The sequence below is a fragment of the Bacillus sp. FSL K6-0972 genome (assembly GCF_037976035.1).
GTDB classification, from domain to species: domain Bacteria; phylum Bacillota; class Bacilli; order Bacillales; family Bacillaceae; genus Bacillus; species Bacillus haynesii.
In genome coordinates this window covers 1193310-1206355 of sequence record NZ_CP150260.1, presented here as the reverse complement: position 1 = coordinate 1206355, position 13046 = coordinate 1193310, and the positions used below count along the sequence as shown (strand labels likewise).

The following is a 13046-nucleotide window of genomic DNA, read 5'->3' as shown; positions in this document are numbered from 1 at the left end:
AAATTTTATCCGGGAGACAAGGAGGCATTATGGTTACATTAAAAAAACAAACGATCGGCGAGCTTTTAAAATCAACCGCCGGCCGGTTTCCGAATCATGAAGCGGTTATATATTCTGAGCTCGATTTAAGATATTCGTATCAGGAGCTTGTTGAAGAAACTTCTAAAATTGCAAAAGGGCTGCTCGCGCTCGGTATTCAAAAAGGAGAGCATGTCGCCATCTGGGCATCCAATATTCCGGAATGGATTCTGCTCCAGTTTGCTACGGCGAGAATCGGCGCTGTGCTTGTCACCGTCAATACAAGCTATCAGGCGAGAGAACTCGAGTACTTATTGGAACATTCCGATTCCACCGCCCTGTTTCTAATGGACGGCTACAAAGGGACATCCTATATCGATATGATCGATGAGATCATGAAAAATCGTGAAAAGCTGCCGAAGCTGAAAAATCTCGTCTACCTTGGCAAGAATGAGGCCCCTGGACATATGACGGCTTTTGCCGACATCGCCAAAATGGGCGAAACGGTCTCTGATGCCGACCTTTTCGAAAGAGAGCAGTCACTCACACACGACGATGTGATCAATATGCAGTATACGTCGGGAACTACCGGCTTTCCAAAGGGTGTTATGCTGACTCACTACAATATCGTCAACAATGCGGCGATCGTTGCCGATAGAATGGGGCTGACGAGCGCAGACAGGCTGTGCATCCCGGTTCCTCTGTTTCATTGCTTCGGCTGTGTACTAAGCACGCTTGCCTGTGTCGCGTCAGGTGCGGCCATGCTGCCGATCATCGAATTCAAGCCGGACATCGTCCTGCAAACGGTCGAAAAAGAAAGTTGTACAGGGCTGCAAGGTGTGCCGACAATGTTTATCGCCGAGCTCACCCACCCCGATTTTGCAAACTATGACCTCTCTTCTCTGCGAACCGGGATCATGGCAGGCTCCCCGTGCCCTAAAGAAGTCATGAAAAAAGTGATGAAGCAAATGAATATGACGGATATCACAATCGCATACGGACAGACGGAATCTTCACCCGTGATTACGCAGACAACCGTCACCGACACGATCGAACGCCGCGTCGAAACCGTCGGAAAAGTGCATCCGCATGTAGAAATTAAAATCGTCGATCCTGACACGGGGGAAACACTCGGCCCGGATGAGCAAGGCGAGCTGTGCACAAGAGGATACCTCGTCATGAAGGGATACTATAAAATGGACGAAGCCACAAAAAAGGCCATCGATGAAGACGGCTGGCTCCATACCGGCGATTTGGCCGAAATGGACCGGGACGGATACGTGAGGATTACCGGGCGCTTAAAAGATATGATCGTCCGCGGCGGTGAAAACATTTACCCGCGTGAAATAGAGGAATTCCTTTATGAACATGAGGATATTGTCGATGTACAAGTTGTCGGCGTTCCGGATGAAAAGTACGGGGAAAAAACGGCGGCCTTTATTAAATGCAAGCCGGGCAAAAAGCTGACGCTCGAAGAGGTCAGAAGTTTTTGCAAAGGACAGCTTTCGTATTACAAAATTCCGGAGTACGTATTTCTGATCGACGAATACCCGCTGACCGCATCCGGAAAAGTCCAAAAGTATGTGCTGCGCGACCGTGCAGAAGAACTGCTTGCAAGCCCGGTGCAGTAAATAAAAAGCCGAAAATACGATCGTATTTTCGGCTTTTTGCTGTTTAAAACACTTTTTTACGGTCGCGCTCTTCCTTCAAAATTTCGACAGCTTCGCGGAAGCGCTGTGAATGAACGATTTCCCTTTCCCTTAAAAACGCCAGCCCGTCATTTAAATCCGGATCATCCGACATGTCAATCAGCCATTGATACGTAGCCCTCGCTTTTTCTTCAGCCGCTATATCTTCATATAAATCGGCAATCGGATCGCCTTTTGCCTGGATGTATGTAGCGGTGAACGGAACGCCGGCTGCGTTATGGTAAAACAGGGCTTTGTCATGATCTGCGTAATGATCGCCGAGCCCGGCTTCCTTCATCTGTTCGGGTGTCGCGTCTTTTGTTAATTTATATACCATCGTGGCAATCATTTCAAGGTGAGCAAACTCTTCCGTACCGATGTCCGTCAGCAGTCCGACGACTTTATCAGGGATGCTGTAGCGCTGGTTCAAATAGCGAAGCGCCGCAGCCAATTCGCCGTCCGCTCCGCCGTACTGCTCAATCAAAAATTTGGCAAGTCTCGGATTGCATTCTCTCACCCTAACAGGATACTGCAGTTTTTTCTCATAAAGCCACATGAACCTGACTCCCTTCCTCTATTAAACTTGCCATGGCCAAGGACTCCTTTTCCAGCTCCAATAGGATTCCGTCTGATCCGGGCTTCCTTGAATCAAAGGGCCGTATTTTGATTCAAACTTCGCTTTCAGTTTTCTTGAATATCCGGCAAACTGGTTGTATTGTTTGATGGCATCGGTATCATCGGGATGTGTGTCAAGGTAAAGCATCAGCTCAACGATGACAAAATCAACAGCCTGAATTTCATGAAGCCTTTGATAATAGTCTTGCGGTAAAGAGTTCGTCACCCTCCTTACCTCCCATCTTCATACGGATTTTCATAATGATCGTAAAATACGGGCCAAAGCGTCCCTTTTTGGAGCGCCTCCATCGGAGAAAACTGCGGAAGGCCGCGGGGCTGAAAACCTAAATATAGATTTGGGGGGGTTCTGTAGTATTTTTTGCCGATCGGGGGACACGGATCAAAAGCGCTGTGAAACGGGCGATACGATTTGACTTTGGTGAATGATTCCTTGGAATGTTTCATATCGGTTCACCTCTATTTGTGATCGAATCTAATTTAATCTATTCATATGTTCCATCTGTTATGTTCAAAAATGAACGATTAGTTTTTCTTATTAATCTTTTAAATAAATTCGTATTTTACCAATCACTAAAATTATTATATAGTAATATATAGAAATACTTCACTTAGTGAACAAAATGATTGTGCAGTAAACAGGAAGAAGGTTTTTCATTTGAGGGAAAAAAGAGATTTCCTTCGGGATATATTATTGATATTGATCAGCAGTTTTGGGGGATTTCTACTCTCATTGACCGGCATGACGATCGGCTGGATGGTCGGCACAATGAGCGCTGCCGCTTGTCTGTCGCTGTTTCGCCCGTCACCGTTAAAAGCGGCGGTCAGACAAAACGGCATCCATCATGGATGGCTTCAGTTCGGTCAAATGCTATTGGGAATTGAGCTCGGCCAGAAAATCAACATGTCTGTGATTTCGATCTTTAAGGAAAATTGGCTGATTGTCGGCGTCATGCTTCTCCTTTCCGTCGTGTTCGCCATGCTGTCGGGCTTTGTCTTGTGGAGGTTCAGCAAGACCGATATGCTGACGAGCTTTGTGGGAACTGCTCCCGGCGGGCTTTCCGCGATGCCGGGCATCGCTCAGGAAGTCGGAGCGAACACGGCAATCGTCAGTCTCGTGCAGATGATACGTGTGCTCCTGGTCGTCATGACCATTCCCTTTTTCGTTTTTTTTATAAATGCGAAGCAACCTGACACCTATGCTGCCGGCAGCCAAGCGATCGCCGCGGGAACATCGGCATTTGAAGCGCCTCATATCGTATGGACTGCGCTGATTTTGCTGGGCGGATTCGGGGTATGCAAAGCTATGAAAGCACTGCGGTTTCCTGCACCATGGCTGCTCGGAAGCATGACCGGTGCGGCCGTTCTGCAAATCGCAGGCGCCTCAATGACCGGACTCAGCACAACAGCCTGGTGGCCCCATGGCTTTTCAGTGCTGTCGCAAATTTGTCTCGGCGCAACGATCGGTTCAAAAATCAGCAAAGATATGTTTATCGGCGTCAGAAAAACGCTGATCGTCGCACTTGTCAGCTCCGTCGGACTGATCATTGCGATGATTTTAAGCGCCGCCGTCACCGCTAAAGCGGCAGGCATTTCGCTGACAACGGCCATATTGGCGTTTGCTCCGGGGGGAATCGCAGAAATGGCGACAACATCTGTCACGCTTCACGCCGACTCTACGTTCGTCGTCGCCGTCCAAGTGTTGAGGGTGGTGCTCGTGATCGCTATGCTTCCTCCATTCTTCCGATTGCTTCACCAAAAATCGGAAAAATATTCACACCCTCGCATCAAAAAAGCCAGAGCTGAAGGCTGATCCCTTCGCTCAGGCTTTATTTTTTATTCAAATTCCGGCAGCCAGTCACCGTGTGCTTCGATCAATTCATCGCACATGTTTACGATTTCATCCATCGATAATTCCGCTGCTGTATGCGGATCAAGCAATGCAGCATGATAAATGTGTTCTTTTCTTTTTGTTATTGCCGCTTCAATCGTTAACAGCTGTGTATTGATATTGGTGCGGTTTAAAGCAGCCAGCTGTTCAGGCAGCTTACCCGCAACGCACGGAGTGATCCGGTTCCGCTCAGCGACGCACGTCACTTCAACGACTGCTTTTTCCGGAAGGTTTGTAATCAATCCTTTATTCAAGACATTTCCGCCGAATGTAAACGGCTGACCGGTTTCCATCGCTTCTATGATTCTTGAGCCGTATTCGTTGGACCGCTCGTGGGTTAAATTGCGGTTGCCGACGATTTCACCGCGCATCTTTTCCCAGTTTTGAATCTGCTTCTCGCACCTTCTCAAATATTCGTCAATCGGAATATTCAGCTCTTCAATCAGTTCGGGATAATGGCTTTTAATGAAATAAGGGTGGTACTCTGCATTATGTTCGGACGATTCGGTCACATAGTAGCCGAATTTATCCATCAGTTCAAACCTGACCATGTCACCATGTTTCATTTTCTGTTTTTCTTTTGCCTTTTTTTTGATTTCTGGATACAAGTCTTTCCCGTCTTGCTTTACTTCAAGAAGCCAGGCCATATGATTGATGCCGGCGATTTTTTCTTCGATTCGTTCATGCTTCATGCCGAGGGATTTAAAAAGATCTTTTGTGCATACTTGAACGCTGTGGCAGAGGCCGACCGTTTTCACGTCCGTGTAACGGAGAAGCGCACCGGTTAAAGAAGCCATCGGGTTTGTGTAATTTAAGAGCCAGGCGTCGGGCGCCGCGCTTTCGATATCTTTTGCCATATCCAATAAAATGGGAATCGTCCGCAGTGCCCTGAATATCCCGCCAATTCCGACCGTATCGGCAATCGTCTGCTTGAGTCCGTATTTTTTCGGAATCTCAAAATCGATGACTGTGCCTGGTTTATAACCGCCGACCTGAATGGCATTGATCACGTATTTCGCTCCCGCCAAAGCTTCCTTTCTGTCGTCATAGGCGCGGATCGATACCGTGTCATTATAGCGGTTTTTTAAATGCTCAAGCATATCTTTAGATTCTTTGAGGCGCTTCGGATCGATATCATACAAAGCAAATTCAAATCCGTTGATCGCCGGGACCATCAGGCAGTCCCCCAGCACATTTTTCGCAAAAATCGTGCTTCCGGCTCCGATAAAAGCAATTTTAGTCATTCATATCTTCCTTTCCCCGTGAAATTTCCGCTAGCCTTTTAGCGCTCCAGCTGATAATCCTTTTATAAAGTACTTTTGCAGGAATAAAAATAGAATCGTCATCGGCAGCATCGCCATCAGTGAAGCCGCAGCAACCAAGTGCAGGTTGTTCGCATTTTGCCCAAAGAAACCGGCAATCGCCACAGTCAAAGTCTGCACACTTTTGTCTTGAAGGAAAAAGATCGAAAACTGATAGTCGTTCCAGATGAATACGCAGGCAATAATGCAAATCGTCGCAGTCACCGGCTTTAATAAAGGAAAGACGATTTTGAAGAAAATCCCCGCAGTGCTCGCCCCGTCGATTCTTGCCGCCTCTTCAAGCTCTTTCGGAATCGTTGATCGTATAAATCCGGCATACAAAAAAATCGTCAAGGGCATATAAGCCGCCGTATTATTCAATATCGCGATTTCGAGCGTATTCAGCATGCCAAGCTCCACCACCATTTTGTATAAAGGAACCATGGATGTCAGCGGCGGAATGATCATAATACCGATAAACAGGAAGTAAACGGCTTGATTGAGCTTTGTTCTGCGCCTGGCGAGCGGATAGGCCGCCAGAGAGCCGATCACAATCAGCAGAGCCGCCGAAGCAAAAGTGATCACAGCAGTATTGAAAAAAGAGCCGGCAAGACCTGCTTTATCCCATGCTTCTGCGAAATTACCGAGGCTGATTTCGTCCGGGAACTTCCATTTTGAACTGAAATCTCCCTTTGCTTTCAGCGCCGTCGTCAGCAAAATATAAAACGGAATCAGGTGAAAAACGGTAATGCATGCAGCCAGCACGGTCCACAGCGCCCGTTTCTTTTTCTCTTGGCGATTCATCTAGGCTTCGACCTCCTTGCGCTTAAAATAGATGAGAGCCGTAAAGCTGATTAGCAGTATCAACACCGCCATGAAAACCCCCTGAGCGGCTGCATAGCCGGCATCCTGCCTCTTAAAATACAAATCGTACATAAAAGTCGACATCGATTGCGAAGCATTTCCCGGACCGCCGCCTGTCAGCGCTAAAATGACATCAAACAGCTTCAGCCCGCCGATGATATTGATGACCATGTTGATCGTGACAGAAGGCATCAACAGCGGCAGCGTAATCCTCCAAAACTGCTGAAAACCGCTTGCCCCGTCGATTTGTGCCGCTTCATAAAAATCTTTCGGAATGCTTCCGAGACCTGCTAAATAAATGACCATCGCAATGCCGACGAACTGATAGGAATTAACAAATACGATGATCCACGGATTGATTTCCGGGCTGCTCAAGGCATTGACAGGACCTGCCCCGAATAGTTTCAGCAAATCGTTCAAGGCGCCTCCTTCATAGGAGAAGAAGAAGTACCAGATATACCCCATGATCAGCGGGCTGATGATGACGGGCAAATAGACAACAGTTCGCGTCAACGCTTTCATTCTGATGCTTTTAAACAGCAGGAGGGCATAGAGAAGACCGATGACATTTTGCAAAACCGTACTGCCCAATCCGTACAGCAGGGTGTTTCTGACGACAAGCCATGTCGCCGGGTCGGCCAGCATCCGTTTATATTGGGCAAAGCCGATCCAGTCATACGACTGTGAGAAACCGTTCCAGTTCGTGAACGTGATTTTAATGCCGCTCGCAAACGGATAAATCATAAAGATGGAAACAAGCGCCAAGGCGGGAAGGTACATCCACCAGAGCGATCCGGTTTTCTTCATAAATCCGCCCTTTCTTTTCACAATAGTCAGACTTTTTTCTTTAGCTAATTCGCTCATCATTTCACCCTTCTTTTTTCATCATGATGAAAACGATCCTTTCTATTGGTCTTGTAATCTGCTGTATTCCTGTTTCATTTTTTCCGATACCTGCTTCGGCGTTAACGTACCGGCTAAAAGTTCCTGTCCCGTCGTCCCCATGACGTCCCACATTCCGCTCGGGAGGTAGATGCGGTCAAAGTACGGTTCGATTTCGATTTGTTTATATTGATCATAAAACTTAGAATAGTAGTTTTCGGCTTCTGTGTTGGTTAATGCTTGAGGAAATGAGGTGGCTTCGGCGATCTTTTTCACATATTTGGGCTGTGCGGCGAATTCAATAAACCGCTTTGCTTCTTCGAGGTATTCTGAGTCTTTCCAAACAGCAACGGTATGGCGCTCTCCTCCAATCCAGCTCGGTTTGTCGCCTTCATAAACGGCTGGAGTCGGCATCACGCCTAACTGGATATCGGGATTGACTTCCCTCGTATCAGGGCCGATCGATGTGACCGAGAGGGTAAAGCCGATTTTTCCTTGCGCCATCAATTCGACCAATTGCGACGGTTTTGCCGTCAGGATATCTTTATTGACCAATTGCTTTTCCTGCATTTCTTTAAAGGTTTCTGCGAGAAGTGTGTAGCCGGACCAGTCGAATGTGCCGTTTTCCAAAGCTTTTTTTTCATTGCAGCGATCATCTGTGATGAGAAGCGGGGTGGCAAACTGATCATAAAACTGAGCTAAAGCGCCTTTATCTGAACCGGCAAACCAAAAAGGAATGATGTTCCCTTTGCTTTTTTCTTTGATCGTTTCCAGCGCGTGCATCAGTTCGTCCAACGTCTGCGGAGGCTTGAGACCGTATTTCTTCAAGAGACCGGCATTGTAGACGATCCCGTCTTTTGCCTGATTGAAAGGGTAGGCATATACTTTGCCTTTTTCATCCTTCAAAATCGGATCGAGGTTTGGATCGAGATGCTTCACCCAATCCATGTCTTTTAAATCTGCAGTGTATTCTTTGTAGCGGATCTTCGCCCAGCCGTGCGTATCGAACAAGTCAGGCATGTCATTTGCCGCCATTTTGACACGCAGCATATTTTCATAGTCCGGGCCGGGGAAGCTGATATCAATTTTGATGCCTTCATTTTCTTTTTCAAAATCATCTGCGATGCTTCTGAGCGCATTTTTTTCACTGTCGTTTGTCATTGTCGAAAACATCGTGAGCGTGACCTCTCCGTTCTTTCCGGCATTCTTTCCGGAGCAGCCCGCAACTATTGCAGACAAAATGATCAGGAGAACACCAAAAGAGAAAATGATTTTTTTCATCAAATTCACTCCAATTATGATATTTTGATGGCGAATAAAAAGCGCTTTCATTTTTTACTGGAATTTAGTAAACCCATTTGCGTCACCTCCTTTGAAAGCGCCTTATCTTACCATTAGCTCCGTTTGCTGAATCCGCAGCTTTCCCGAATAATCAGCTCTGAAGGTACGGTCACTTTCAGCGGCAGTTCCCTGCCTTTCATTCTGTCGAGCAGCAGCTTCACACCCGTCCGGCCCATCTCCTCTGTATGAACCTTTACGGTTGTCAATGGCGGATTAGCAAATTCGGACGCTTCAATGCCGTTGATGCTGACGATGGCAACATCGTCGGGAACGTTGAGACCCGATTCGCGAAGAGCCCGGAGCGCGCCGATGGCCATCGAATCGCTGGCGATAAAAAATGCTTCGGGAACGTTCTTCTCAAGAAGCGCTTTTTTCATCAGTTCATAGCCTTGCTGCATCGAATACTCGCCGATATAAATGTGCTTCGCGTTTTCTGCACCGGCCATCTCCAGAAACGCAGTCAGCCGTTTGTCTTCGATTTCAACGGCGCTTGTCTCCTGATCGCTGATTCGAAAGTGCTCTTTTTCTCTTCCGCCGATATAACCGAGCCTTGAATAGCCGAGCGATTTCAAATGGTTCAGCGCCCTCCCCGTCGCCTTCTCAAAATCGACGACAACCGAGTCGCGCAGCTCTTCATTGTCTATATGGTTGATGTACACGACGTTGTTGAGCGCGCCCATGCACTGCTGCAAACCGGCATAATTGATCCTTCCGATGACGATTAAGCCGTCGACATCGTCTACAGGCTGATTTGAGCGGATGCTGCTCAGCTGAATAAATTTCGTAATAAACGCTCCTCTTTCAAAACACTCACTTTCAATTCCTTGCCTGATGGAATAAAAGTATGGATCGCTCAGCTCTTCTTCCTGTGATTGGCAGACAACAATGCCGATGCGCGGGTTTTCACCGCTTCCTGAGGCATATACCTCACGGCGCCTGCGCGTACTTTTATAGCCGAGCCGGGCTGCTATATTCAAAATCCGCTGCCTTGTTTCAGGCGCTACTGATAATGACTGGTCATGGTTCAGAACCCTTGAAACCGTTGTGCTTGATACTTTAGCCTGAAGCGCAATCTCTTTAATCGTCGCCATTTTCATCCCGTCCTGTCTTTGGAATCCATATTCACTAAACTTTACTAAAAACATCATAACAAACTAAGGAAAGCGTTTTCAATACTAAAAAAATTAAGATTTCTTCACGAAAAATCCGCCCCGTTCCTCAAGGGCGGGGCGGATGTTCAATATTTGTTCCGAGTATTCGATTTAACCGACCATCTTTTCAGCAACCTGCATGTCACCGGATGCCCAGTGAGTTTCTGCCGCAAACCATCCCGAACATACGACGGCAGCAATCGCAGCAACAATGAACAGTTTTTTCATCACATTCCCTCCACTTTTTTCATTTTTTCTTCCGCTTTAATCGCTTCCAAAAAGAAATGTGCGGCTTCTTTATAAAGTGACTTTGATCTGTAAACATTGGCCGTTAAGAGCGAAAGTTCTCTGGCGCTGTCGTATTGCTTTGTTTGAAACAGGATTTCAATGTTGTCTTTGCAGTCTTTAACCGCCTGTTCACCATCTCCTGCATAAGCCGCATATAAAATATCGATTTTGGCGTCAAATATTTTATTCGCCGCGGATTTCGACCTTTCCTTCCCTTCTTTGTAAAAGGCTGCAGCGCGTTTATGGTTTCCGACTTTAAACAGCTCTTTGATCATTAAAAACACAGCATTGAAATAATAATCTGATGCAGCATATGCTTGATCATCCAAAACGATTTCTAAAAACTGAATGCTTTTTTCCGAATTGTCCATCGCCGAATAAAGCAAGGCAAAATTATGAAGGAGCTGCATTTCTTTAAAATGGTCGCCGGCTTTTCTTACCGTATGGATGGCTTCTGTTAAATATTCTTCCGCCTCTGTATATTTCCCCATCTCGGTATAATTTCCAGCCATTGTAATATAAGTTGAGACAAGGTTCATGTCATGGTCGCCATGGCCCTTAAAAATTTCCATCGCCTGCCGGGTATGATTTAAAGAGACGATATTCTGGCCCAAGTAATAGTAGAGCTTTCCGACTTTATCGTGAAATTGGGCAACTTCAATTTCATCATGTACATGAGCAAGCTTCTTCTCTGCAATTTTATAGAAGCTGATCGCCTGCTCATAATTCTTTTTATACACTTCATAAGCTCCTGAAAACAGGTAGTAGTAATAGGATGTCATATGTGATGCAGCACTGTCGCCGGCCGTTACTTCGTGCTGCTCTATCTTTTTGCCTCTCGCATCGTAGAGCATAATTTTATGCCGCAGTTCCAGCAGGGAATAGTAGATCAAAACCTCCTGATCTTCCTCCATGTCTGCCAGCAGCGGTTTGATTTGTTCAAACAGCCTGATCGACTGTTCAGCATCGCTTTTTCTAATGGCGCGGTACCATGTATTCAGCATGTTGGCGACTTCTTCCGCGGCGATTTTGTTCATATGGAGCTCCTTTCTGCCGATATTCAATTTTTTTGTGTTTTATTCATTATTCATATCATACTATATTTTTCCCCTTGTATAAATTAATAGTAATAGTTCATTTTACACTGTTTTCTGAATTCCCCACTGTTTCCGCTCCTTTATTAGGCCAAATGGCTCTTCAAGAGCTGTGAAACCGGGACTGATAAGACAGCAAAAAGCACCCTTGCTGAAAGGGTGCTTTCATCCACTGCTGCTTCAATATGAATACGAACTTGTACAGGCATAAGTGAGGGCTCCGGTTGATGGTTGATAATATTTCCCCATCGCATATGAAGAACGCGGATCGAGATCATAAACCATCGGTGTATAACAGGATGTCTGCCCCGGGAGCACTTTTCCGTTTCCTCCAGCTGAGCTGCAGCTCAGTTCTTTTCCGTCTTTGTTTCTTTTCACATATGCATCTGTCTCCAAGCCTGAGGACACTGCTTTGTCCAGCGTCATTTTAGCCCATGCTGTTTTGCAGACGCTGCTGAATTTTAACACCACGATTCCGAATTGTTTATTATTTGCATCTATCAGCCTCTGGCTGTCGCCTTTGTTGTGCCGCTTGAAGCGTAATTACAGTGAATGGGTCTCTTCATACTTAATCTGACTTCCTAGAAGTCATAAGCTTTTACTAACTAATGATGTTTAGCTGTTTTATCAACAGATCGCAAATTACTTTCATCTATTAAATATGTTGCAATCAATGCGATGACTAACAGAGCTGCTGCAAAATAAAATCCTATATTCATACTTCCTGTAGTGTCTGTAAGCCAGCCAGTAATATACGGAGCTAAAATGGAACCTAACATTCCAACAAAGTTGTAGAATCCAAATGCTGTACCTAATGATTGCTTTGGCGCATTATTTGCTACAACAGCAATTAAAACGGGGTTAACGCTAATTTTCCCTACAATTCCATACACAATTAGTGTCATATACAGAATTGGTAAGCTATCAAAGTAAACAATTGCAGCTGTTGATAAAATACCAAACGGTAACATCATGAGCAATACTGGTTTACGCCGGCCTAACTTATCTGACAGCCAACTAAAAAATAATGAACCTGGAATCGCTGCCCATGGAACAAGTGATGCCACAAAGGCAATATTTCCTCCGGTTAAACCGCGTGCTGTTTCTAAATAGTACGGTAACCAAGTAATAATCATAAAGAATCCGTAAATAGAGCAGAAAATAATAATATATGCCAAAATTAAGTTTCTATTAAATAAAGATGAAAACTTAAACGGTTCAGCGGTGCTTTTAACCTCTTTATCAGCTTTTGGCTTGTCTTTAATTACAATTGCCATTGCGATGCCGATAAGTACAACCGGCACTCCGATGATAAAAAATGGAATTCTCCATCCGAATCCCCATTCTCCTACAACATAACTGGAGATATAATAGCCAATTGAAGTACCAAAAGCCATCCCTGCATTAATCACAGCACTGCCTAATGTTAAACGGTTCTTCGGGATAATTTCGGATGATATTCCATATTGCGGCCCATAATATACCCCCTGAGCCATACCAACCATAAGCCATGCAGAGATAAACAGAAAGAATGTAGGCATCATCCCTGTAACTGCTGCGAGCGAGCCAAATAGAATAACACCTGGAACCAACACTCGTTTTTTTCCAATTTTATCTCCTAATATTCCTGCAGGAACGTTCATACCTGCATAACCGATGAAAAATATACTCATAATTAAGCCAAGTTGTGCCTTGCTTAATGAAAACGCTGATTCAATATCCCCCATAATCGGGTTTAATATTGTTCGCGTTGCATAAAGAGCCACCCAACCGAAGAAAAATACGATAACAACTTTTACCCAATAGGGAACCAGTGGTTGTTTTCCTTCACCTTCAACTGATCCCGCCTCTTTTGTCATCAAACTTCCTCCTTCACCTTTTAAATGATCCATTAT

Annotated in this window: 14 protein-coding genes; 2 read left to right on the top strand and 12 right to left on the bottom strand. The window is 45.5% G+C overall.

Features of this window, described 5'->3' with window-relative positions; all coding sequences use genetic code 11:
• The first annotated feature begins 2 nt into the window (after positions 1 to 2).
• Positions 3 to 1649 carry an AMP-binding protein gene (locus MKX80_RS06080; RefSeq protein ID WP_268342793.1) on the top strand — a complete coding sequence of 549 codons (1647 nt, stop codon included), beginning with the start codon at positions 3 to 5 and terminating at the stop codon, positions 1647 to 1649.
• A 43-nt stretch (positions 1650 to 1692) separates the two neighbouring features.
• On the opposite strand, the gene MKX80_RS06075 is transcribed toward MKX80_RS06080, so the two are convergent.
• From MKX80_RS06075 to MKX80_RS06065, 3 genes are read right to left on the bottom strand one after another with little or no spacing between them, the layout of a single operon-like run.
• The gene (locus MKX80_RS06075) at positions 1693 to 2262 is read right to left on the bottom strand and encodes a manganese catalase family protein (protein ID WP_003180413.1); all 570 of its coding nucleotides are present in this window, start codon (positions 2260 to 2262) and stop codon (positions 1693 to 1695) included.
• Between the two features lie 21 nt (positions 2263 to 2283).
• On the bottom strand, positions 2284 to 2547 hold the full coding sequence (locus MKX80_RS06070; RefSeq protein ID WP_234112833.1) for a spore coat protein CotJB: 264 nt from the start codon (positions 2545 to 2547) through the stop codon (positions 2284 to 2286).
• Positions 2548 to 2552: 5 nt separating this feature from the next.
• On the bottom strand, positions 2553 to 2786 hold the full coding sequence (locus MKX80_RS06065; RefSeq protein WP_152847512.1) for a spore coat associated protein CotJA: 234 nt from the start codon (positions 2784 to 2786) through the stop codon (positions 2553 to 2555).
• A 211-nt stretch (positions 2787 to 2997) separates the two neighbouring features.
• On the opposite strand from MKX80_RS06065, the gene MKX80_RS06060 reads away from it, so the two are divergent.
• Positions 2998 to 4152 (top strand): AbrB family transcriptional regulator, encoded by a 1155-nt coding sequence (locus MKX80_RS06060; protein ID WP_234112832.1) that lies wholly within the window; start codon positions 2998 to 3000, stop codon positions 4150 to 4152.
• A 23-nt stretch (positions 4153 to 4175) separates the two neighbouring features.
• Here MKX80_RS06060 and MKX80_RS06055 read toward each other — a convergent pair whose 3' ends face one another.
• From MKX80_RS06055 to MKX80_RS06015, 9 genes are all read right to left on the bottom strand, one after another.
• Entirely contained in the window at positions 4176 to 5474 is a 1299-nt protein-coding gene (locus MKX80_RS06055; protein ID WP_268342781.1) for an alpha-glucosidase/alpha-galactosidase, read from the bottom strand.
• A 30-nt stretch (positions 5475 to 5504) separates the two neighbouring features.
• Positions 5505 to 6335, bottom strand: coding sequence for a carbohydrate ABC transporter permease (locus tag MKX80_RS06050; RefSeq protein ID WP_182070907.1), 831 nt, complete (start codon positions 6333 to 6335; stop codon positions 5505 to 5507).
• The gene (locus tag MKX80_RS06045; protein WP_182071050.1) at positions 6336 to 7259 is read right to left on the bottom strand and encodes a sugar ABC transporter permease; all 924 of its coding nucleotides are present in this window, start codon (positions 7257 to 7259) and stop codon (positions 6336 to 6338) included.
• A 42-nt stretch (positions 7260 to 7301) separates the two neighbouring features.
• Positions 7302 to 8558 (bottom strand): extracellular solute-binding protein, encoded by a 1257-nt coding sequence (locus tag MKX80_RS06040; RefSeq protein WP_268342783.1) that lies wholly within the window; start codon positions 8556 to 8558, stop codon positions 7302 to 7304.
• 113 nt (positions 8559 to 8671) lie between these two features.
• A complete protein-coding gene (locus MKX80_RS06035; RefSeq protein ID WP_268342785.1) occupies positions 8672 to 9709 on the bottom strand; it encodes a LacI family DNA-binding transcriptional regulator in 1038 nt (345 codons plus the stop codon).
• 171 nt (positions 9710 to 9880) lie between these two features.
• The gene (locus tag MKX80_RS06030) at positions 9881 to 9997 is read right to left on the bottom strand and encodes a hypothetical protein (protein ID WP_003180390.1); all 117 of its coding nucleotides are present in this window, start codon (positions 9995 to 9997) and stop codon (positions 9881 to 9883) included.
• Positions 9997 to 11094: a Rap family tetratricopeptide repeat protein gene (locus MKX80_RS06025; protein WP_339228142.1), complete on the bottom strand. Its 1098-nt coding sequence runs from the start codon at positions 11092 to 11094 to the stop codon at positions 9997 to 9999. Before MKX80_RS06025 ends, MKX80_RS06030 begins: the two co-directional genes overlap by 1 nt.
• Before the next feature lie 237 nt (positions 11095 to 11331).
• Positions 11332 to 11652, bottom strand: a complete 321-nt coding sequence (locus MKX80_RS06020; protein WP_268323967.1) for a DUF2690 domain-containing protein — start codon at positions 11650 to 11652, stop codon at positions 11332 to 11334.
• Positions 11653 to 11756: 104 nt separating this feature from the next.
• Positions 11757 to 13010, bottom strand: a complete 1254-nt coding sequence (locus tag MKX80_RS06015) for an MFS transporter (protein ID WP_182070911.1) — start codon at positions 13008 to 13010, stop codon at positions 11757 to 11759.
• Between the last annotated feature and the right edge of the window lie 36 nt (positions 13011 to 13046).

Bases quoted from the DNA above. Each gene is read 5' to 3' on its own strand.
- MKX80_RS06075 (WP_003180413.1), bottom strand. From the start codon at position 2,262: ATGTGGCTTTATGAGAAAAAACTGCAGTATCCTGTTAGGGTGAGAGAA.
- MKX80_RS06065 (WP_152847512.1), bottom strand. From the start codon at position 2,786: ATGAAACATTCCAAGGAATCATTCACCAAAGTCAAATCGTATCGCCCG.
- MKX80_RS06055 (WP_268342781.1), bottom strand. From the start codon at position 5,474: ATGACTAAAATTGCTTTTATCGGAGCCGGAAGCACGATTTTTGCGAAA.
- MKX80_RS06050 (WP_182070907.1), bottom strand. From the start codon at position 6,335: ATGAATCGCCAAGAGAAAAAGAAACGGGCGCTGTGGACCGTGCTGGCT.
- MKX80_RS06045 (WP_182071050.1), bottom strand. From the start codon at position 7,259: ATGAGCGAATTAGCTAAAGAAAAAAGTCTGACTATTGTGAAAAGAAAG.
- MKX80_RS06040 (WP_268342783.1), bottom strand. From the start codon at position 8,558: ATGAAAAAAATCATTTTCTCTTTTGGTGTTCTCCTGATCATTTTGTCT.
- MKX80_RS06035 (WP_268342785.1), bottom strand. From the start codon at position 9,709: ATGGCGACGATTAAAGAGATTGCGCTTCAGGCTAAAGTATCAAGCACA.
- MKX80_RS06030 (WP_003180390.1), bottom strand. From the start codon at position 9,997: ATGAAAAAACTGTTCATTGTTGCTGCGATTGCTGCCGTCGTATGTTCG.
- MKX80_RS06025 (WP_339228142.1), bottom strand. From the start codon at position 11,094: ATGAACAAAATCGCCGCGGAAGAAGTCGCCAACATGCTGAATACATGG.
- MKX80_RS06015 (WP_182070911.1), bottom strand. From the start codon at position 13,010: ATGACAAAAGAGGCGGGATCAGTTGAAGGTGAAGGAAAACAACCACTG.